Source organism: Fodinicurvata fenggangensis DSM 21160 (assembly GCF_000686045.1).
GTDB classification, from domain to species: Bacteria; Pseudomonadota; Alphaproteobacteria; order Kiloniellales; family DSM-21159; genus Fodinicurvata; species Fodinicurvata fenggangensis.
Genome location: NZ_JMLV01000011.1, coordinates 1 through 20,513 on the forward strand (window position 1 = coordinate 1; position 20,513 = coordinate 20,513).

The following is a 20,513-nucleotide window of genomic DNA, read 5'->3' on the forward strand; positions in this document are numbered from 1 at the left end:
CATCAAGGGGGCGATGAACCGCAAGCGCTTCGAGCGTTATATCGAAACCCAGCTCGCGCCCAGCCTGCAGCCAGGCGATGTGGTCGTCCTCGACAACCTCTCCAGCCATAAAAGTCCAAAGGCTGCCCAAACACTGCGGGATGTCGGTGCCTGGTTCCTGTTCCTGCCGCCCTACAGCCCCGATCTCAATCCCATCGAGATGGCGTTCTCAAAGTTGAAAACCCTGATCCGCAAGACCGCCGCCCGCTCATACGACGAACTCTGGCAGGCCGTCGGCCATGTCTGCGACCTCTTCACCGAGGAGGAATGCACCAACTTCTTCAGGGCTGCCGGATATGAAATCAATTAAACGCGACAGGCTTTAGACCAGGTCGCGCGGAATTTCCTCGTCCCAGCTCTGGGAATAGACGCGGCTATCGCCTTCGTAGGCATCCAGAGTCGCCTGCAGGCGGAAGGCCGTCTCGTTCGAGGTCATCAGTGTCCGTGTCACGGTACGGACATGCCAATCGCCCCGGCGGAAATGCCGCTCCCACTCCGTCCAGCCGCCAATGCTGTCGTAATCCTCGTCGGAATAGAAATAGCGCTCGGTGGTCCGCGCCGCGATCTCAAGGTCTATGGAATCAATCCGGTAGCGACCGACATCATTGACGACCTGCAGCGTCGACTTGTTGTTGGCCAAGTCCCGGATCACGGTCCACTCCTCGCGTGTCGGCTCGATCAGGGTCTTCTCCAGCGGTGGCGCTGCCTCGGGCTCTTCGAAAGGCCGCAGAGCGGTATCCTCCTCAGGGCGCGAAGGCCTGATCGGCAGGTAGAAGCGGCTTCCCAGGGTATGAATCGTCAGCGTGGCCGGCTTGGGTGAAGGCCAGGCCACCGGCCAGTAACAGGTGGATATCGACAGGCGGATGGCGTGACCGGCCGGAAAGTGCTGGGCAATGTGCTTCATGGGAACCCGCACGCGGTAGCGCTTGCCCGGCACGAGTTCTTCGGGCTCTTCGTTGCTGTCCCTGTGAGTCAGGTTCAACAAGCCATAGGAGATCCGTGTCGCCTTGTAATCCGGCGCGATATCGATCAGGCGCACGGCAACCATGGCAACCTTCTGGTCGCTCTCCAGTTCCAGCTCGACTTCCGGCTGGCCGCAAATCTCGACGGCCTCCCCCAGGCGCCCCGTCTGGAAGATCAGGGCGCCACCATCCTCCTCGCGCTGGTCGTGCGGCAGGTCCGGCGGTGCGTTGTAGGAACACCACTTTCCGGCATAGAGACCGACGAACAGCGGGGAACGGATTTCCATTGTCGCATCGGGCGCCTCCGCTTCATCGTCGCCCACCAGGCCATGTCCAGGTGTCAGCAGATAGCCTTGCGTTTCGATCTTCGGCGACGGCCAGGTCTCCTCACCAACCCAGCGGCCTGGGCGGTACTCATAGCGCGTGCTCGGCGCCACGCTGTCCTGCATCCAGACGCGCAGCATGGGTTCGTCCATGATGCCCGTCTCACGTCCCTTCAGCCAGTGATCGAACCAGCGCAGGGAATCCTGCAGGAAACCAATGGCCGGTGCCGGCTCGCCCAGATGGGGATACTTGTGGGCCCAGGGACCGACTAGGCCCTTGCGCGGCACCTCCAACCCGTCCAGCAGGCGGAACACGGCATTTACATAGCCGTCGGCCCAGCCACTGATCGCATAGACCGGACACTTTATCGCGGAGAAATCCTCGCAGACCGAACCATGCTTCCAGTAGTCATCGCGCCGCTGGTGACTGAGCCAGGTCTTGAGCCACAGTCCGCTGCCGGACAGGCGTTCCATCCACATCTCGCGCCAACGCTCGCCCACCAGCGCTGGATCCGGGGGACAGGCGTTCTGGTCGAACATGGTCGAGGCCCAGGACAGGTTGTCGGCCAGCAGGCAGCCGCCCATGTGGTGCACGTCGTCGGCGAAACGATCGTCCGTGGAACAAATCGTGATGATGCACTTCAGCTGCGGCGGCTGCAGGGCCGCAATCTGCAGGCCGTTGAAACCCCCCCAGGAAATGCCGATCATGGCGCAATCCCCAGTGCACCAGGGCTGCTGCTCCAGCCAGCGCAGCACCTCCACGCCGTCATCCAGTTCCTGCTGCAGATACTCGTCCAGCAGCACCCCGTCGCTCTCGCCGCTGCCGCGCATGTCCACGCGCACGCCGGCATAGCCGTGCCCGGCCCAATAGGCGTGCATGCCCACGTCCCGCTCCGCCGTCAGGTCCCGCTTGCGGTAGGGCAGGTACTCCATGATGGCCGGCACGGGATACTGGTCGGAGTCCTTCGGCCGCCAGATGCGCAGGGCCAGCCTGCAGCCATCCGGCAGGGTCATCCAGGTTTCCTCCTCGAACACCTCACGCGGGAAGTCGGTCTCAATGCGCATACTTAATCTTCTTTTCCAATGGCCAGGACAGTTGCCTGTCCGGCAGGCTCAACCGCCAAACTGCCTGGCGGTCATTCCTCGATGTCGGTGAACTCGAAGTTGAGGTTCTTCAATACGCGTTCGTAGTTCCAAAGCAAGGTCGATTGCTTGCTGGCACCCATCCAGATGTAGGCAATGGCATAGCTGTAGCTGTCCTGTTCGGGCAGCTCCGACAACCGCATGCCCTCATGGACCTGGGGCCGGACAAAGGTGCCCGGCACCTTTGAGACGGCCGCCTCGATCTCTTCCGAGGTCGGAACCCGACTGACGGTCGCATCGGTGAAGAAGACGCGATAGAAGAATTCGGCCCCGACCTTGTAGTCCCCCTCGCGCGAGGGCATGTCGGGGCGCTGGCCCAGGCCCAGGTCCACGGTCACCTGCTGGTTGCTGATGCCGTCGACCTTGTCGAACAGGTCGCAATGCGACTGGGAAATGCGGGTATTGATCTCCAGCAGCCAGGTCCGGTCCTGCACCTCGTCCCAGAAGAACTCGATGTTGAAGGCCGAATTGTCGAAGCCGACATGGCTCATGATCCGCTTTGTCAATTCGCCCATCTTGTCCTGGACGTTTGCCGGCAGGCGCGAGGGATACATGTAATAGAAGAAGCTCAGCACCTGCGGATAGCGGATGGAATCAACAATGCCATAAGGCACCACCTCACCGTTGTGGACATAGCCCTCGACGGTGCATTGCCGCCCGCCGATCACCTGTTCGGCCATGCAGTAGCCGCCGTGCACCTGGCGAATTTCGTCGGGCAGGTCGGCCTGATCGAGGACGAAATTGAAGGGCTCCTGGATGCTGCCGATATCCGCGCGCAGCCGCTCGATGGCGTGATCGAAATCCTCTGGATTGTCGATGCGGAAGCCCAGTCGCGAGCCCGAGGACTTGATGGGTTTCACGAAGAAGGGGAAGGACAGGCCTGCCGCGCCGATATGGGTCAGGGCTTCGTCATCAAAGGGGTCGAAGGCGGCAAAGGCGGGGATATGCTCAGGCACGACTTCCTTCTGCACCACCCGGCTCCAGTACTTGTGCTCGCACTTCAACAGGCTTTCCAGCGAGGTCGTGCGGACCCCGAACTTGTTGCAGAGGATCGGCAGCATGGTCGAAACCGGAAAATCCATGTAGCCGACAATGGCATCGATGGAGCCGTCGAACGCCCGCAGCTTCTCCTCCGCCTCCGCCAGCATGGCCGGAATGTCGAAGATCTCGGTGTCGTAGACCTTGGCCGGGTCGATCAGGCCGTGAAACTCGTAATTCTCCGCCCCGCGCAGGCGCTTCAGCTTGTCCAGGTTGAACGCATTCAGTCCGATGACAAAAATGTTCTTCTTCATTCCTAGCCTCCCGATAAATGGGGATCGCAGTCAGTCCCGGTCACAACCGCAGAAACCTGAGCTTTTCGGGCCCTCGGTCCGTTCGCATGACGCGAACAGCAGTCGACTGGCATGGCGCCCTCCACCTTATTGCGGTTCACTGTGGCGGGTTTGTGACAGAGTGCCTTGCCGGACCGCCCTAGCGGTAGATATGGGTCTCGGCCGGCCTGTCAGACCGGATACTACCACGATACATGCCTTCGCAGTTGAAGGGCATGGAAATGTTACCTTCGCGGTCAACGGCGATCAGGCCGCCGGAGCCATCGCGCGGCGCCAGGACAGTCTGCACCACGTGGTTGGCGGCCGCTTCCAGTGGCTCACCGGCATGCTGCATGCGCGCGGCAATCTCGCTGGCCGCCGTCCAACGGATGAAAACCTCGCCGCTGCCGGTGGCCGAAACGGCGCAGGTGGCGTTGTCGGCAAAGGTTCCAGCCCCGATGATCGGACTGTCCCCGATCCGGCCGGACTGCTTGCCGGTGAAACCGCCCGTCGATGTGGCGGCCGCCAGGTTGCCCTGCTTGTCCAGTGCGACCGCACCCACCGTGCCATGCAGAAGAGAAGGATCGCTGCTGCGCTCGCCCCGGGCCTGCAGTTCCAGGAAGGCCTCCAGGCTGCGCTGACGCTCCTCGGTCCGGAAATAATCTTCGGACTCGAAGGGCAGGCCGGCACGCCGAGCCACAGCCAGAGCGCCCGCGCCGATCATGAACAAAGGTCCGTCCTGCTCCATCAGGACCCGCGCCACCTGCACGGGATTGCGCGGACCGAGGAGGCCGCCAACGGCGCCCGCGCGCCGGTCCCGGCCATCCATGATGGCGGCATCCATTTCCTGACCGCCAGCAGCCGTGAAGACGGCACCGCGGCCTGCATTGAACAGTGGATCGTCCTCCAGGGCGCAAACAGCCGCCTCCACGGCCGCGACGGAAGACTCTCCCTCGCTCAACAGGTCCGAAACCCGCTCCAGGATTCCGCGCAGGGCGGTATGGTAACGCTCAGACAGCGCTTCGCCCATGTGGGCACGGGGCACGACACCGGCGCCCCCATGTATGGCCAGCGCGTAGGAATGCTTCATCCTGTTTTCTCCTGTCCGCCTGCTTCGGCAGGCCGTGGTCGAGTGGGCCACAAGCCGTGACCTGTTGTATCCCGGAAACCGCTTTCAGGCCAACGAATTGCCTGCTTCAACCGCGCCAATCAGTGGCGCGCAGGCGCAACCCGCGTATCTCTTCCGAGTTGTCAAAAGGTCAAGCGTTGCCGAGGTCTGCCGTCAGCGCCTCAAAGCAGGCCCAGGGCGAAAACGCCGCCCCCAATGACGTTTATCATGCCAACCAGGATCATTACCAATCCAGCGACAGATCCCTCCTCGCTACCGATTTCATGAGCCTTGACCACACCGGCCGCATGGGCCCCGATACCCAGCAGCGCACCACGCGCCAAGGCGGAGCGCAACGGCAACCAGTGTAGCATGATCTGCCCCAGGGCCGCACCCAACACACCCGTCAGGACCACGAAGATCGCGGTAATTTCGGGAAAGCCGCCGATATCCGAGGATACTTCCATGGCAAAGGGCATGCTCATTGAGCGCGGCAGCATGCTGGTACGAAGGACGTCACTCAAACCAAGCAAGACTGCGAGTCCCCAAGCGGTAGCCAAGGCCGTCACGCTGCCGAGGGCGACGCCAAGGCTCAGGGCGGCCCAATGCCGGCGTATCAGCTCTCGCCGTTCGAAGACGGGAACAGCAAAGGCCACCATCGTCGGTCCAAGCAGAACGAGCAGCCAGCGAGTCCCCTGAAGATACTCCCGGTAATCGGCACCGACGGAGAGTATGATGGCAATGACAACCACCGGCGCCACAACCAGCGGCGAGAGCCACCAGTAGGACCAGCGACGGTACAGCACCTTCGAGAAAACATAGAACGCGATCGTGATGGCCGACCAGATCAGGATAGTGAGCAGTTCATCACTCTCCAGCATGTCTTGGCTCATGGCTCGCACTCCATCGATAGCAGAGATCCACCGTAAGCGCGCTGACAACCATGACCGACAGGGTTCCCGCAACGATCACCAGCAGAACCTTGAGCCCCATCAGGCTGACGAATTCGCCGTGATCGACGAGTGCCACTACGGCGGGCAGGAAGAACAACAGCATTTCCGAAACGAACCAGTCGGCACCGCGCTTTACGCTTTGCAGGCTGACCAGGCGGGTCATCAGCAAACCCAGCATGATCAGGAAACCGACGACCCCTCCGGGTATACCCAAGTCGATCGTGCGTGCGATGGCTTCTCCGACAAGCCAGAAGCCGATCAACACACCGGCCTGTGCCAGGCGGCTCTGGCGCAGCAGGTAATGTGCAAGAGTGACAGGATTGTTTCTCATCATCATTCGATCCTTTCCTGCCTGAATCTATGTCGCATTGCAGCATGCGCAAAATGAATTGATTGACTTGATATTATTCTGTTATGGAATAGTAATGGAATTCCGGACCCTGCGCGCTTTCATCGAGGTCGTTCGCCAGGGTGGTTTCTCGCAGGCCGCCAAGACGATCTTCTCGACACAGTCTACGATCAGCAAAGCCGTGAAGCAGCTCGAGGACGAGCTCGGCTTCGTGCTGCTTGATCGCGCACACCGGGGCATCCGCATGACGGCAGCCGGTCGGATCGTTTATCAGCGCGCCATGACAATCCTGACAGAACGCGAAGATCTGGTCCGGGAGCTCTCGGAATTGCACGGCCTGCAGCGCGGCGTGCTGCGACTTGGTCTGCCGCCGGTGGGCAGCAGTGTCCTCTTTGCTCCACTGTTCGCGACCTATCGTGCCTATTATCCCAACATCGAGATCCAGCTGCAGGAACACGGCAGCAAACGTCTTGAGGAACTTGTGCTCAATGGAGACCTCGATCTCGGGGCCTCACTGCTGCCCGTCTCCGAAGACTTCGAGTGGCAGCATGTCTGCAAGGAACCCATCGATGCGTTGCTGCCCGTCCAGCATTCACTCTCGCAGGCGGAGTCCATAACCCTGGCCGAACTGCAAACCTCGCCTTTTCTGCTGTTCGAGTCGGAGTTCGCAATCAATCACATCATATTCGACGCCTGCGAACGTCATGGCTTCACTCCACAGATCGCGGCCCGAAGCAGCCAGATCTCCTTTCTCGTCGAGCTTGTTGCCGCGGGCATGGGCATCGGTTTCCTGCCCCGGATGATCGCCGAGGAACGAAAGCACCCCCGGGTTTCTCCGGTACTCGTCGAAGACCCCGACTTCTATTGGCATATCGCGCTTGTCTGGCGCCGCGGTGCCTACCTCTCGCACGCTGCCAGGGCCTGGCTTCAACTCGCCGCCCAGCCCAATCGTAGACGCAACTAACCTCTGCGCAGTGTTCCGTCACCGTTATCCAGTCAGTTTTTATCGCGCAGCGATCGCAATCGCGCCTTCAGACGGGAAACCCGCGTATCATCCCAACCCGATGGCTCGAGCACCTCTGCCCAGGCCTCGACATAGTGCTCGACGGCATAGACGTGACCGTATCCGACCGGAGCCGCCATCGACGCTGGCATGTCGGCGATTAGTTGCAGGAAGGTCACAGCTGGATACCAGGTCAGCGCTTGGGAAACATCGGGACCGCGCCGCCCTTCCAGCCACGCTGGCCGGCGATAGAACAGCTCCGGCTCGAAGAAGACGATCGGATCACTGGCGTACTGCAGGTAGACAAAGCGCATCGGCCCCCACTCGGCACCGGCGATATCGAGCTTGTCCTGCTGATTGGTGAAGCGGATGACCGAACCGTCACGAAACCGGGGCAACCACGCGGGAGAGCCCTCCTCGCGCTCCTGCGTAGCCGAGGCCCATGTGGGTGTCGAGAAGGGGGGGCCGCTCCATACCGCGCCATCTATGGGATCGGCCACCACGTCAAACAAGTCGAAGGAGAGATCGGAATTCAGTGCGCCGAGGCTGAGGCCATGCAGGTATAGTTCCGGCCGTTCCTCGGCCGGCAGCTTGCGCCAGTACTCATAGACCCTGTCGAACAGGACCTGCGCCGTATCGGCGCCGTAGCCGGATTCGGTCAGCAGCGCCAGCCAGCTGGCCAGGTAGGAATACTGCACGGCCACCGTCGCCACATCTCCACCCGTCATGTACTCCACGGGTTCGATGGCGGGACGATCCACAACGCCTGTCCCTGTCGGCGTGGCGATGATCAGGGCAGAGCGTTCGAAGGCGTCGATGCGCTTGAGCTCCTCCAGGGCCAGCTCCGCGCGCGCCTCGATGGTCTCCGCGGAGTTGAGGCCGACATAGACTCGAGCCGGCCGCATGGCCGCGTCCTTCTCGAGGAAACCATCCAACTCTTTCGCATCCGGTGTGCGAGCAATGAACTTGCGGCCTGCGCGGCCCATCCCCTCCCAATCCACAAGTGACTCGGCCGAGCCGGCCATGGCGGAATCGAGCGGCTGTTCCACATCGGGTTCGATCAGGGCATCGAACTGCTGATAGGAGGAATCAGCCATCCGCAGGCCGACACTGAAGATCAGGCCGTTTGCGGCCGTCCACAACAGCGTCACAACCACCGCAAAGCCGATCACCTGTGCGAAACGCCGCGGTATGCGCCGCCGGATGACCCGCGAGACCAGTACGAAGGCCATGCGGAGCAGTCGGACCAGGAGCACCAAGCCTGCGAAGACCGCCGCGGCCACGAGGGCCACTTGCAGGTGCTGTTCCTCGGCCGTCGGCTCCAGGTCCATCGCGGCCCGGATGGAATTCTGCCACCCAACGCTGCGCCAGAGAAAGTAGCCGGCTATGACAAAACAGACGGCCGCGGCCGTCATTGGCACGACAAGGTTGAGCCGCCCCGGCAGGCCCGGCAGTTCCAGGTACCGCCACAGCCGACGGATCCAGAAACCCAGCAAATAGCCCGTGCCGAAAGCCAGCCCCGATAGCACTCCCTGAACCAGGGCTGTACGCGGCAGCAGGCTCGGCGTCAGCGAGGCGGCGAAGAACAGCGTGCCGAGCAGCAGCCCCGCTGTGCAGAACGATCCCGCAAATTGCACGGTCCATCTGGACATCATGCAAGTCTCCTTGGATGAATTCGGGACCTCAGGAACTTACGGAACAGGATCCAACACACTGCTGGCAGGACCAATCACGCCTGAGTCCGGGATGAGGACGGGCCAACGCCGAGGTGGCCGACGGGCCGCATGATGTCGGTTGGCGGAGCCACCTTCCGACCGACATCCGCAACGAGAACAATATCAAAATTCACCCAAAAGAAGCCCTGCTCGATTTGCATCTGGTGACAAATGGCAACATGGCTCCGGATAAGCCATCCGGCAACCACCCCTGCAAAGGGCTCTACTGGTACTTGCTGAACAGCATAGTGCTCACAGCCCCCTGAAGGAAGCTGCCCCATCCATCGAAGCGATAGGGAAATTCCGCACACAGCTGCACGCTTGTCCTGACGGAACGAGACAGTATCCTGCTCGACACGATGGGCTGTTCCGTCTCAAGCCTGTCTGGAATAGCCGTCCAGCAGACTGCAACGCCGGGTCACTGGCATTTGCATGACCCAACCTCTAACGAAGGACCGCTTGGACAACATTCGAACAGCCCGGGAAACATTCTCTACAAGCCGAGTGCCAACGAGGAGAGCATGAGCAGAGTTCTGAGACAGCTTCACGCCCAGGTGATCCCGGTCATCCGCATGCAGGAGGCCGAGGCCGCACTGACAGCCGTGGAGTGGCTGCATGAGGGTGGCATCAGGATCTTCGAAATTACCGCGAGCGTGCCGGGCTATCTCGAGGTGATCTCCGAACTGGCCGGCCGTGACGACCTGCTCGTGGGCGCGGGCACCCTGCTGGCGGCCGAAGACGCCCGCGAGGCGGCGAAAGCCGGTGCCCGCTTCCTCGTATCCCCCTGCCTGGTGCCGGAGGTGATCGAGGCCGGCGCCGAGGCCTCGGTACCGGTGATTCCGGGAACGGCAACCCCTACCGAGGCCTTGCAGGCACACAGGCTCGGCGCGGCCGCCGTCAAGGTCTTCCCAGCCCGCCAGCTCGGCGGTCCGGGTTACCTGAAGGCCCTGCGCAGCGTGCTGCCGGACATTGCCGTAATCCCCACCGGCGGCATCGACCTGGACGAAGTGGACAGCTATTTCACCGCCGGCGCCTACGCCGTCGGCATGGGCGGGCAGCTGGTCACCCAGGACGAAGTCGGCGCGGCCAATGCTGCGAAAGACGAGGATGGCGAGACGGCCAGGCAACGCGTCCTGACGCGCGCCCGGCACCTCTCCGCCCGGGCAGACAGAGGGACAGCATGACCGAAAGCAGCATGGACCTGATCTGCCTGGGGGAACCTATGGTGGAGTTCGCCCAGGTCAAGCGCGGAGAGGAGACCCTGTACCTGCCCGGTTTCGGGGGCGACACATCGAACTGTGCCGTGGCCGCCGCACGCCAGGGCGCACGAGTCGGCTACGTCACGGCGTTGGGGGCGGATTCCTTCGGACGCGATTTCCTCGATCTCTGGGCACGCGAAGGCATCGACACCCGAGGTGTGAGCACCGATGCAGCGGCTCCGACGGGCATCTACTTCATCACCTACCGCAACGGCGAGCACGTGTTCAGCTACCGCCGCAACGGCTCGGCTGCCAGTCGCATGACTCCGGACAGCCTGCCCCAGGACGATCTGCGCCAGGCGCGCGTGTTGCATGTCTCGGGCATCAGCCAAGCCATCAGCGATACGGCCTGCGATGCGGTTTTCGCAGCCATCGCTGCCGTACGCGCGGCCGGTGGGCTGGTCAGCTACGACACCAACCTGCGCCTCAATCTCTGGCCGCTCTCCCGGGCCCGGGCCATCATTCACGCGGCCCTCGCCGAGAGCGACATTGCCCTGCCCGGCCTCGACGATGCACGCCAATTGACCGGGCTCACAGATCCCCACCGTATCGTCGAATTCTATCTTGGCCTTGGCCCCCGGGTCGTCGTACTGACCATGGGACGCTTGGGCACCCTGGTGGCAACACCTGAGCGGCAGGAGGTGGTACCGGCCCATGCCGTCGAACAGGTCGACGCCACCGCGGCCGGCGACACCTTCGACGGGGCCTTTCTGGCACGCTACATCGCCGGCGACGACCCCTTCACGGCGGCGCGCTACGCCAATGTCGCGGCGGCGCTGTCGACCCTGGGGCACGGCGCCGTCGCACCGATGCCGCATGCCGAAACCGTCCGGAAAGCAATCAAGGAGATGAAATGACCCCTACGGCCCTCATTACCGGTGGCACCGGCGCCATCGGACGGGCGATCGCGGTGGCGCTCGCCGAGGACGGCTATTGCCCCATCCTGGCCTCCTCCCGGACCGAAAGCGATCCCGAGTTCGAGACGCGGCGCCTGGACGTGACCGACCCGGCCTCCATCGAGTCCGCGATGAAGGAGCTGGACCAGCTTTCGGTCCTGGTCAACGGGGCCGGAACGGCCATCCGCGAAGGCCGGGAGTTCGAGCCCGAGACCTTTGCCCGGGTTCTCGACATCAACCTCACCGGCGCCATGCGCATGTGCATGGCCGCCCGCCCCCGCCTGCTCGAAGCCGAGGACGGCTGCATCGTCAACATCTGCTCCATGCTGAGCTTCTTCGGCAGCCCGACGGTGCCGGCCTACTCGGCCAGCAAGGGCGGCCTGCTGCAGCTGACCCGTTCCCTGGCCGCGGCCTGGGCCGAGGAGGGCATCCGCGTGAACGCCGTGGCGCCCGGATACATCGAAACGCCCCTGACCCAGCCGCTGCACGGGCAGGAGGCGGATAGGGCCCAGATCGCCAATCGCACCCCCATGAAGCGCTGGGGACAGCCCGAGGAAGTGGCCGGATCCGTCGCCTTTCTCTGCTCCCCGCGCGCCAGCTTCACCACCGGCGCCGTGCTCTGCGCCGACGGCGGCTATTCGGTGGCGTAAGAGCTGAGATGGTCAAGTCAAGACGATAGAGACGAGCGTTAGTAACGCTTGCGAAACAGGCCTCGCTTTTCGTAGACGGCGGCGGCCTGCTCGACAAAGTCTGCCAGGCGCGATGCGCGATGCTGGCTGCGTAGCGTCTCCGCGGCCTCGAGAAGGTCCTGTTTTCCTCTGCTGCGGCCGGGACGCAGCAGTTCGTACACACGCATCACCTCTTCCTGTGGCAGCGAGGTCATTTCGGCGGCACGCTCGAAATTATCCGCCAGGGCAGCACGACCAGCCGAACGCGCAATGGATGCCTGGCGCAGGAGAGCCTGGGGCGTGATGCGCAGATCCTCCATTTCCAGCTCGCCATTGGCAACGGCCTCGACATTGAGATCGTCCAGCGTTCTGCCGCGCGCGCCACGGACCGTCTCGGGCCTGCGCTCGGCGATCGGGTAGTCTGCTACACTGAAGTCCCGGTCACTCATTGGCCGGCTCCTTGAAATACAGGGTAATTTCCTCCGGCACGGCACCGTCGAATGTCATGGCGGTCTCGATGGCGTAGATCAGGGCCACGCGCGCATGAAAGCGCGCCCCCAAGGCCTCGCCATCCCCCGTCACGAAAATCGGCGCCGGGCTTTCGCCACGAGCATAGGATGCAGCGTTCGCGCCGAGCGCATGATAGTGCGCCAGCGTGGTTAACGGTGCATTCGAGAAGATCTCCAGATTGTTGTGCGGCAGGCGGTCACGATGGTGAATGACTGCCGTGCCCTTGGATTGCAGACCGATCCCGATACCGGATCCCGAAAGACGCGCCGCACTCAACCCCAGGAATGAGGTATCCGCTGTATGGGCAAAGCGAACGACGCGCATGACCCCGCCAGTTTCCTCTATACCACGCTTCAGCGTCTGCAGGAGGGCACTCAGCGGATGGCCGGCGAGAGTCTGGAAGAACTTAGTGCCCAACCCGGGGCTGATCCCCACAACGACCTCGCTTCTGTCGGTTCCGGACGACGCCTGCCCCATCTGGCGATATTCGATACGTCCATGCTCGGCAGACTCGAGCGTTGCCTCAAAGCGCAACACATCCTCGCGGTTCAGGACGTCACGTATATCCGCCAGTTCCTTACGTCGCGCCTCGCTCGGACGGTACCCCGTCCCGGGCCCTAGATAGCGGTTTGGATCGTTGACGGCGCTCAGAACCCGCCCCTCGCGCACGACGGCCGATGTCTGGAGATAATCTCCCGAAAGACGCAGCTTCAGAAGGAACAGCAGGTTTTCCACCTCCTGCCTGAAGCCGCCCCTGTGAAGCGAGCGCATGACGTCCAGGATTGTGATGCTGCGTTCCGCCACACGGCGGCTGATCTCGGTAATCGTCCGAGGATCCAGGGTCTGTGTCTCCTTCGACCCGGACGCTACGGCCACCGATTGCTTCATGGTTTCATCGACCTCGGCCAGATCCAGGTCCTGTAGAACGAAGGACAAGGCATCGATCGCCTGACGACGCAGAGCCAGCGCCGAGCTGCCGTCGATGGTGCGCAGGCCGCCATCGGCTTCGAAGTCGCGCTGCAACACCAGGAACTCCTCCAGTTCCTCGCCATTGAAGGAAGAGGGATTGAAGGAATTGTCATACTTCAGGATGCTGCCGAAGCCGGAGCAGATCAGGTCCGAGCCCGCAATCAGATAGGGCAGGATCTTGGCCCCGACCCGCATGTCCGATTCCGAGTGCCGGGCATCGTTTCCCGAGGCACATTCCAGGTCCAGCCAGACAGCCAACAGGTTCTCGGCCAGCAGTTCGCGCACCCCTCCGGGCATCGAGCCTGCCAGCGGCGCACCGTCGATACCGCCATTCTGGGTTCCCTGGGCGCCCATGCCGCGCTGCAGGCAGAGACAGCGGGCCTCCAGGTAGAGCAGCGATTTCGCTTCATGGAAGCCCATCAGCAGTTCTGCCGCGGCGCCCGAGGTACAACGCATCTTGATTCCGCGGGACGCATAGGCCGCCGCCAGCCAGGCCTTGGACCAGGGCGTGTCATCACCATCCACGAAGGCGCTTTCCGTGCCGTAGACGGAAACGGTTTCGGCATAGGAGGTAAACCCCGCCATGCCGATCTGCAGTTCCTCGGCTTCCTCGCTCGAGCACTGGAACAATGTTCCCGCCTGGCCAACCGCCGAGCCGATACAGCAGGCCAGCGCATTGGCCCAGGAATTCTGCGCCACACGCATGGTGGTCTCGATCTCGTCGAATCCCAGCGCCACGGCAACGGCGGCGTCGGCCGCCAATTGCAGGGGATCGTCCTTGGCATTCGTCACATGGGCCTGGTTGCCAGGCGTGGAGCGCGCGCGCATTTTCGAATAGGCAAAGGCCAGTTCCATCGCGTTGAGCTGCGCCACCACGTCCGCCAGCTTGGCCGGTGTCAGACCACGTGCCAGTCGGGTCAGCTCTTCGCGTCGCACGTTCATGTCGACCAGCATCCGCGCCAGCGTCTGCGAGGGCATGGCCATGGCTTCGGCCGCAACCTCCGGCTCCAGATGATAGGCTGCGACAAAGCTGTCGATCATGTCGAAGTCGGTTGCGGGAATGCCGTCCATGACCTCGACGCGCCCACCGGCAATCTCCAGTGACGGCGTTGGATCGGCTGCTCCCTTGAAGGCCGAAAATCCGTTCTCCGGATCCTCGACGGCAAACTTGTCGAGCCGGAGGGCGCGTGCGTCCCAGTCGTCGAAACGACGCCACCTGTTGGCCTGGAAAGAAGGAGTGTCGGTCATGTCTGCCCGTCCTTGCCAACCCGGTCGGGGCGTTGCTCAGCTGCCGAGAAACCCGGGAATGTCCTCCAGCTGTACCACATGGCAATAGATCATGTTGATGGTGGTCAGTTCGTTCCGGTGCAACTCATCGGTGGCAGCGGCGCAGCAATCCTCGACCACCACCACATCGAAACTCTCGTCGGCCAAGCTGCGCACCGTGGAACTGACGCACTGGTCGGTGAACAGGCCGGCGGCAATGACATGGCGGATGCCCATGTTGTGCAGGATCAACCGCAGGTTTGTCCCTGTAAGCGCGCTGTCGGTGGTCTTCAGCACGACGATATCGTCATCCTCGGGCGCCAGCTCGGGAACGATCAGGCTGTCTTCCCGGTCCATGGGCATCAGCAGGTAGTTGAAGCCCGGCTTCTTCTGGCTGAGCGATCGATCGCGCCCGTCCTGCTTCAGGCAGGCGATTCGCGCGTAAACCACCTCAACGCCCTTGTCCCGGCAAAGGTCGATCAGCTTGCGCGTATTGGGGATGACCTTGCCGGTCAATCGATCGTGAAAGGGTTTCCAGCGCAGCGCTTCGTCGGGATCATCCTTCGTTTCGAGGTATGTGTTCTGGATATCGATGACCAGCAGGGCTGTTTCTTCCGGGGGCAGTTCGATATCCTCCGGTGGATCCGCCTTCTCGTAGTAGAAGGATCTGAAGGCCGTCTTCCAGTCGCTCACTTCTTCCTGCCCTTCACCTCGTCCAGGGTCTTGCCGATGGCCTCGCGCGCGACCTTCAGGTCCGCCGTCGCCCCGGACATGAAGATCCGGCCTGACGCACCCATCATCTGCACGTCATTGATGATCACATTAGGGGCAGCCCGCTCGGCCTCATTGGCAGCCACACAGGCAAACAGCGCCGGCATCATTTCGTAAACCAGCAGCGAAGTGCCGGGCAGCAACATCGAGGCATCCCGGCTTCGGTTCAGGATGATGGCATGCTGGTCGGAGATATCCTCGACGATGTCGTGGAACAGTGTGACAGGCGCCAACTGGTCCTCCGGCTTGGCACCGATTCCATCGAGCACCGCCTGACCGGCTGCGCCAAGATCCTGCTTGCTGGCGGAGTGCAGTTCCATCAGACCGAACTGCCGCTCCGTAAACAGGATACCCGGCTCCATCTCAGGAGCGGCCTTGAGCGCAAGGTCGCAGATCCGGTGAATCGACAGTGCAGGCGCGACCTCGATGATCAGGCTGTGCTCCCCCTCGAAAGGGGGATACCCACGCGCCCGCATGGGCGTACTCAGATAGGCGGCAAACTGAGGCTGCAGGTCGTATATCGGCAGATAGACGCGCAACTCCGTCATACGGATCTCCTCGACGGCCGGCGTAAGGTCAGCCGGCGTTGAACTTACTTGGCCGCTTCGAAGTGCTTGCCGAGATCCGGATGCGGACGCGGGATCACATGCACGGAAACCAGTTCGCCCACTGAATTCGCGGTTTCCGCTCCGGCTTCGGTGGCGGCCTTGACCGCACCCACATCACCGCGGATCACGACGGACACCAGACCATCGCCCACTTCCTCACGGGAAGCGATGGTGACATTCGCCGCCTTGACCATGGCATCCGCCGCGGCCAGTGCCGCCACGTAACCCTTCGTTTCGATCATTCCGATTGCATTGGACATGGAACTACCTCCGTTATTGGCTTCGGCCCGCCGGCCCGACTTCGCCGCTTGTGATTTTGACCCGCCGGCGGGTTTACGGGTTTCACTCTTGGAGACACTCATTCGACCGTGCTCCTCTATTCATCGATGGATCCGATAATCAGCGCGTCGACAGGCGCCTTGATCTTGGTGAAATAGGCCGCCGCCACCGAACCGGTGGTGATCAAAACGCTTTCGCCGACGCCGCATCCCAGAACATCCAGGGCAACCATCGAGGATCCGTTCTCAAGCTCCACCTGCAACAGGGCTCCGTTGGGCAGGGTTTCGATACGCTTGGTGGACCAGACCTGGCCTGTCACGCGAGCTCGAATCATGACTTCTTCCTTTCCACCCGGATGCGCTTGCGGCGCAATTCATCCTGTGCCAGCGGGGTAAAGCGCACGCGCTTGCCCGCACGAACAAGACTGTCTTCAGGCAGTGCACTTACCTGTCGCTCGCTCACCAGCCCGCGATCGAACTCGACGCTTGCGGAACTTGCGGACACTGCAGGCCCGGCTACCGTGGTTTGGGTGGCAGGCGCTGCGTTTACCTGCTGAAGCCTGAACTTCCAGCGCCCGTTCCGGATTTCCTGAACCGATTTACCGTCACGGGCCAGTTCCAGAACGCGCAGCACAAACCGGTTGAGATCGGCATCATTGGCGATCGAAACCATTTCCTCGCGGACCTGCGGGCGTGGCGAGGTATCTGCATGCGCGCCGGAACCGCCGCGCATGGCCTGAAGCTCCTCGGCGAGGACCTCACGAATGAGACTGCGTAGATCGCTGCTCATCTGCTTTTGCCCCCTAGCGCGCGCCCAGAGAACGCAGTGCGTTTTCCGCCGCGTCCTTGGCATTGCGGATCTCGGCCTCGTCCCCGGAAAGATAGAGCCGTCCGTTGGCGCCGATCATGCGATAATCCACCACCTTGATGTTGGCCTGCTTCTCCGCTTCGTTGGAGGCGATGATGGCATAGGAGGCTGGCTGGCACTCCAGTAGGTACAGCGATTCCCCGCCCAGCATCATGGATCCCAGCTTGTTCCGGTTGATCAGGAAGGCGTGCTGGTGGTCGATGCGCGTAACGATCTTGGAGGCAAGTATCTGCGGTGGCGTGGCGTCCTCGGGACTCGCACCCAGGGCCTCCAGCACCGCATCAGCACTCGCCTTGACTTCAGCCGTGGACTTGGCGTGGATCTCGAGATAGCCGAACTGCCGCTCCACCACCAGGATGCCTGCGCGCACGTCCGCCCCTTTGAGGGCCACATCCGTAAGCGCCTCGATATCCAGGCCGGGGGCGATCTCTATGATCTGTGCAGCCATGTTGCGCCGGGGCAGGGATCCGCGCATCCAGGTGGAAATATAGCAAAGCGTCTGCGGCTGCAGCTGATCTATGAAGATGAAGGAGCGAAGTTCCGCCATCAGTGACCTCCCTTGATGACGTTACGAACTTCTTCGGCAATCAGACGGCGCAGTTCCTCCCGGGTGCGGCTGTCCATGCCAACCCCGGCGCCACCGCCTGAGCCCGTGTTCGCGGCAGAGGTGAGCGGCCTTGATGGCCGGGCAGAGCGGCCGGCGCCGGGGACCCCGTCGGAGGGCGCATGCGGCAGCGGTCCATCGAACCCGAAATCGGCGGCCTGATAGTCGCCGAAGGGCACCGCGGAGTCAGAATTGTACGCCACCCGTGTCCAGTGGATCAGGTGATGCGGCCCGATGTTCTCTCCGATCGAGCTGCGCCCGAAATAACCCGTGCCGATCGTGAAGGTGGGGGCCAGATGGGTCTGGAAACCGGCCGCACCCTGACTGCAGGGCGCATTCACCACCACGCGATAGGCTTCCACGCTGCGCGCATAGTCGGCAACGATTTGGGAATCGCCTGCATGAATGGCCGCTGAATGCCCCGCGCCCGTCAAGCGCAGCACGGCGCGGGCCTGGGACAGAGCCTGCGTCTGGTTCTTGGCTACATGGTAGGCCAGCACTGGACACAGCTTCTCGCGTGTCATGCGTTCCTCGACGCCGAGCTGCGTCACCGGAGCCACCAGTATCTTCGTCTTGGCCGGCACGCGGATTCCGCATTCCTGGGCTATCCAGACGGCGTCCCGGCCGACGGCCGCAACATTGAACCCTCTGTCATGGAACAGGTAGCGACGCAGCCGCTCCACCTCTTCTTCGTCACAGAGATAGGCACCGGCTTGCTTGAGCGCCTGCCGCAGTTTCTTGTCGGCCTCCGGCAAGGTGATCAGCACGCTCTCGTTGGTGCAGAGGATCGAGTTGTCGAAGCTCTTGGAATCGACGATCCGCTGGGCTGCGTCCTGCATCTCTGCGGAAGGATCCACATAGACAGGCGCGTTGCCGGGGCCCACACCAATGGCAGGGTTGGAAGAGGAATAAGCCGAACGCACCATGGCCGTGCCGCCGGTGGCCAGAATGACGGAGGTCTTGTCCGAGGCCATGAATTCCTCGATCAGGGGAATCGAGGGCTGTTCGATCACTTGAATGCATCCGTCCGGCGCCCCCGCTTCGACCGCGGCTTCGGCCATGGCATTCACAGCATCCACACAGCAGGCGCGTGCCGCCGGATGCGGACTGATCACCACGGCATTGCGTGTCATCAGGGCCATCAGCACCTTGAAATTGACCGTGGCAATCGGATTGGTGGATGGAGTCAACGCCAGGATCACTCCCGCCGGTCGGGGAATGCGCACCATCTTGCGCGCCTCATCGATGACGGGATTGACGAAATCCTCGTCCCGGTAATGATCGACAAGAGGCATTGCAGTCAGTTCGTTCTTCAGTTTCTTGTGCTCGACCACGCCGAAACCGGTTTCCTCCACCGCCCATTCCGCATATTTGCCGGCATTCTGGTGCGCCGTGCGTGCCACGGCCTCCACGATATGCAGGGTGGTCTCGCGATCGAACCGCTGGAAGATGCTTGCCGCCCAGCGAGCCCGGGCCAGGACGATGTCCGCATGACTGCGCAGCGCCGGCTTGCTGTCGGAAATCTCGACGAGGGAGCGGATTTCAGGTTCCATTACATCGCTCCCCGGCGGCTGCCGCGCCCCATGACCTCGTCTCGTGCCAGACCGATACCGATCTCGACACGGCGCAGTACATCCTCACAGTCGGGCTGGCTGAGCAGCAGTCCCGGCTTGAACTGCAGGACCCGCGGGTCAAGCGTCGAGAATATGGCCCACACGCCGTTCTCATAGAGATGCTTCATGACGGGCTTGGCGCCCTGTTCGTGGTTGAACTCCAACCCCATGACCAGGCCATGCTGGCGGATTCCGATGAAGAAATCCGGGTACTCCTCCATGATCCGTTCAAGCCCAGCCCGCATGAAGTCTGAGATCAGTCCGACCGTGGCCCGAACCTCGGGGCGCTGAACCATCTCCAGCACCTTCATGGAGACCACACAGCCAAGCTCCGCGCCACCCCCGGTCGAGATATGGCCAAAGCCGTCCTCGTGCAGCCAGCCGGCGCAGTGCTCGGATATCAGCGTGCAGCCGATGGGATAGAGACCGCCGCCAATGCCCTTGCCGGTCACCATGATGTCGGGCTCGATACCGTAGCGGGTACAGCCCCACATCTCGCCGGTGCGCATCAGGCCGGTCTGGACCTCATCGGCGATGTAGAGTGCATCGTAACGCTCACAGAGCTTCTTCACCCCGGGCAGGTACCCTTCTTCCGGCATGGGAAAGCCATAGGTCGCCGGAATGGTTTCCATGATAACCGCAGCCACATCGCGCTTCTTCAGCGCATCCTCCATGGCGTTCAGGTCGTTGAAGGGCACCTGGATAAATTCGTCTTGGGTATCCTCGGACAGGAACAGCTTGGAGAAGCGCTCGTCGCCCGTCTTCAGCGCCAGGCCGGTGTGGCCGTGATAGGCCTTGATGATGGAGACGATCTTGCGCTTCTTCATGGCGTGGCGCGCGGTTTTCAGTGCGATATCGATTGCCTCGCCACCACCGGAGCCATAGGCCGTATACCTCATGGTTGGCGCGGGCGCACAGGCAGCCAGCGCCTCGGCCAGGGCGGTCCGGGCCAGCGCCGGGAAGTGGTGATTGCCCATGTCGAAACGCTCGGTCGCACTTTTCAGAACCTCGACCAGTTCCGGATTGCGGTGGCCCAGATTATAGGTGCCACCGTTCAAGTGCAGGTCGATCAGCCGTTGCCCATCCATGTCGTAGAGGTAATAGCCTTCACGCTTGTCGATCACGAGATCGACGCCCATGTCCTGCCAATCCTGCGTCTTCGCAGGATTCCAAAACTCCTTGGAGCGTTGCAGAAATTCGAGCTTTTCCTGGCTCACGGTTTCATCCTCTTGGCTGCTGGATAGCAGGCTATCCGGCAGCGGATGCTCACGCTTGACAGCGGCTTATCCTGAATTGAC

Annotated in this window: 22 protein-coding genes; 6 read left to right on the plus strand and 16 right to left on the minus strand. The window is 62.3% G+C overall.

Features of this window, described 5'->3' with window-relative positions:
* A partial coding sequence (locus tag BP38_RS0113955) for a transposase (RefSeq protein ID WP_026988235.1) occupies nucleotides 1-349 on the plus strand: 349 nt, incomplete at its 5' end.
* A 12-nt stretch (nucleotides 350-361) separates the two neighbouring features.
* Here BP38_RS0113955 and BP38_RS0113960 read toward each other — a convergent pair.
* The 5 genes from BP38_RS0113960 to BP38_RS0113980 form a co-directional block, all read right to left on the minus strand.
* A complete protein-coding gene (locus tag BP38_RS0113960; RefSeq protein WP_026988236.1) occupies nucleotides 362-2,389 on the minus strand; it encodes a CocE/NonD family hydrolase in 2,028 nt (675 codons plus the stop codon).
* A gap of 71 nt (nucleotides 2,390-2,460) precedes the next feature.
* A complete protein-coding gene (locus BP38_RS0113965) occupies nucleotides 2,461-3,759 on the minus strand; it encodes an ATP-grasp domain-containing protein (RefSeq protein WP_026988237.1) in 1,299 nt (432 codons plus the stop codon).
* Between the two features lie 178 nt (nucleotides 3,760-3,937).
* Nucleotides 3,938-4,867, minus strand: a complete 930-nt coding sequence (locus BP38_RS0113970) for an isoaspartyl peptidase/L-asparaginase family protein (protein ID WP_026988238.1) — start codon at nucleotides 4,865-4,867, stop codon at nucleotides 3,938-3,940.
* A gap of 200 nt (nucleotides 4,868-5,067) precedes the next feature.
* Entirely contained in the window at nucleotides 5,068-5,778 is a 711-nt protein-coding gene (locus BP38_RS0113975; protein WP_245602417.1) for an LrgB family protein, read from the minus strand.
* Nucleotides 5,753-6,175 carry a CidA/LrgA family protein gene (locus tag BP38_RS0113980; RefSeq protein ID WP_155992450.1) on the minus strand — a complete coding sequence of 141 codons (423 nt, stop codon included), beginning with the start codon at nucleotides 6,173-6,175 and terminating at the stop codon, nucleotides 5,753-5,755. Before BP38_RS0113980 ends, BP38_RS0113975 begins: the two co-directional genes overlap by 26 nt.
* 88 nt (nucleotides 6,176-6,263) lie before the next feature.
* Here BP38_RS0113980 and BP38_RS0113985 point away from each other — a divergent pair, with 88 nt between their 5' ends.
* A complete protein-coding gene (locus BP38_RS0113985) occupies nucleotides 6,264-7,151 on the plus strand; it encodes a LysR family transcriptional regulator (protein WP_026988241.1) in 888 nt (295 codons plus the stop codon).
* Nucleotides 7,152-7,183: 32 nt separating this feature from the next.
* Here BP38_RS0113985 and BP38_RS0113990 read toward each other — a convergent pair whose 3' ends face one another.
* Nucleotides 7,184-8,845 (minus strand): alpha/beta hydrolase, encoded by a 1,662-nt coding sequence (locus BP38_RS0113990; protein ID WP_026988242.1) that lies wholly within the window; start codon nucleotides 8,843-8,845, stop codon nucleotides 7,184-7,186.
* A 113-nt stretch (nucleotides 8,846-8,958) separates the two neighbouring features.
* Between BP38_RS0113990 and BP38_RS22680 the strand changes: the two genes are divergently transcribed.
* The 4 genes from BP38_RS22680 (at nucleotide 8,959) to BP38_RS0114010 (ending at nucleotide 11,710) form a co-directional block, all read left to right on the plus strand.
* Nucleotides 8,959-9,171: a hypothetical protein gene (locus tag BP38_RS22680; protein WP_026988243.1), complete on the plus strand. Its 213-nt coding sequence runs from the start codon at nucleotides 8,959-8,961 to the stop codon at nucleotides 9,169-9,171.
* 255 nt (nucleotides 9,172-9,426) lie between these two features.
* Entirely contained in the window at nucleotides 9,427-10,089 is a 663-nt protein-coding gene (locus tag BP38_RS0114000) for a bifunctional 4-hydroxy-2-oxoglutarate aldolase/2-dehydro-3-deoxy-phosphogluconate aldolase (RefSeq protein WP_026988244.1), read from the plus strand.
* Nucleotides 10,086-11,021, plus strand: a complete 936-nt coding sequence (locus BP38_RS0114005; protein ID WP_026988245.1) for a sugar kinase — start codon at nucleotides 10,086-10,088, stop codon at nucleotides 11,019-11,021. Before BP38_RS0114000 ends, BP38_RS0114005 begins: the two co-directional genes overlap by 4 nt.
* A complete protein-coding gene (locus BP38_RS0114010) occupies nucleotides 11,018-11,710 on the plus strand; it encodes an SDR family NAD(P)-dependent oxidoreductase (protein ID WP_026988246.1) in 693 nt (230 codons plus the stop codon). The genes BP38_RS0114005 and BP38_RS0114010 overlap by 4 nt, the downstream gene beginning before the upstream one ends.
* A gap of 38 nt (nucleotides 11,711-11,748) precedes the next feature.
* On the opposite strand, the gene BP38_RS0114015 is transcribed toward BP38_RS0114010, so the two are convergent.
* The 10 genes from BP38_RS0114015 to BP38_RS0114060 are packed head-to-tail and all read right to left on the minus strand — an operon-like array spanning nucleotide 11,749 to nucleotide 20,432.
* Nucleotides 11,749-12,177: a diol dehydratase small subunit gene (locus tag BP38_RS0114015; RefSeq protein WP_026988247.1), complete on the minus strand. Its 429-nt coding sequence runs from the start codon at nucleotides 12,175-12,177 to the stop codon at nucleotides 11,749-11,751.
* Nucleotides 12,170-14,455 carry a propanediol/glycerol family dehydratase large subunit gene (locus BP38_RS0114020; RefSeq protein ID WP_026988248.1) on the minus strand — a complete coding sequence of 762 codons (2,286 nt, stop codon included), beginning with the start codon at nucleotides 14,453-14,455 and terminating at the stop codon, nucleotides 12,170-12,172. The genes BP38_RS0114015 and BP38_RS0114020 overlap by 8 nt, the downstream gene beginning before the upstream one ends.
* A 36-nt stretch (nucleotides 14,456-14,491) precedes the next feature.
* The gene (locus tag BP38_RS0114025) at nucleotides 14,492-15,166 is read right to left on the minus strand and encodes a cysteine hydrolase family protein (RefSeq protein WP_026988249.1); all 675 of its coding nucleotides are present in this window, start codon (nucleotides 15,164-15,166) and stop codon (nucleotides 14,492-14,494) included.
* Nucleotides 15,163-15,792: a microcompartment protein gene (locus BP38_RS0114030; RefSeq protein ID WP_035725376.1), complete on the minus strand. Its 630-nt coding sequence runs from the start codon at nucleotides 15,790-15,792 to the stop codon at nucleotides 15,163-15,165. The genes BP38_RS0114025 and BP38_RS0114030 overlap by 4 nt, the downstream gene beginning before the upstream one ends.
* A gap of 44 nt (nucleotides 15,793-15,836) precedes the next feature.
* Complete coding sequence (locus tag BP38_RS0114035; RefSeq protein ID WP_322098963.1) at nucleotides 15,837-16,214, minus strand: BMC domain-containing protein; 378 nt, start codon at nucleotides 16,212-16,214, stop codon at nucleotides 15,837-15,839.
* 14 nt (nucleotides 16,215-16,228) lie between these two features.
* Nucleotides 16,229-16,465 carry a EutN/CcmL family microcompartment protein gene (locus BP38_RS0114040; RefSeq protein WP_026988252.1) on the minus strand — a complete coding sequence of 79 codons (237 nt, stop codon included), beginning with the start codon at nucleotides 16,463-16,465 and terminating at the stop codon, nucleotides 16,229-16,231.
* Entirely contained in the window at nucleotides 16,462-16,920 is a 459-nt protein-coding gene (locus BP38_RS0114045) for a hypothetical protein (protein WP_026988253.1), read from the minus strand. Before BP38_RS0114045 ends, BP38_RS0114040 begins: the two co-directional genes overlap by 4 nt.
* Before the next feature lie 13 nt (nucleotides 16,921-16,933).
* On the minus strand, nucleotides 16,934-17,545 hold the full coding sequence (locus BP38_RS0114050; protein WP_026988254.1) for a BMC domain-containing protein: 612 nt from the start codon (nucleotides 17,543-17,545) through the stop codon (nucleotides 16,934-16,936).
* The gene (locus BP38_RS0114055; RefSeq protein ID WP_051609385.1) at nucleotides 17,545-19,155 is read right to left on the minus strand and encodes an aldehyde dehydrogenase family protein; all 1,611 of its coding nucleotides are present in this window, start codon (nucleotides 19,153-19,155) and stop codon (nucleotides 17,545-17,547) included. Before BP38_RS0114055 ends, BP38_RS0114050 begins: the two co-directional genes overlap by 1 nt.
* Nucleotides 19,155-20,432, minus strand: coding sequence for a class-III pyridoxal-phosphate-dependent aminotransferase (locus BP38_RS0114060; protein WP_026988256.1), 1,278 nt, complete (start codon nucleotides 20,430-20,432; stop codon nucleotides 19,155-19,157). The genes BP38_RS0114055 and BP38_RS0114060 overlap by 1 nt, the downstream gene beginning before the upstream one ends.
* Nucleotides 20,433-20,513: the final 81 nt, after the last annotated feature.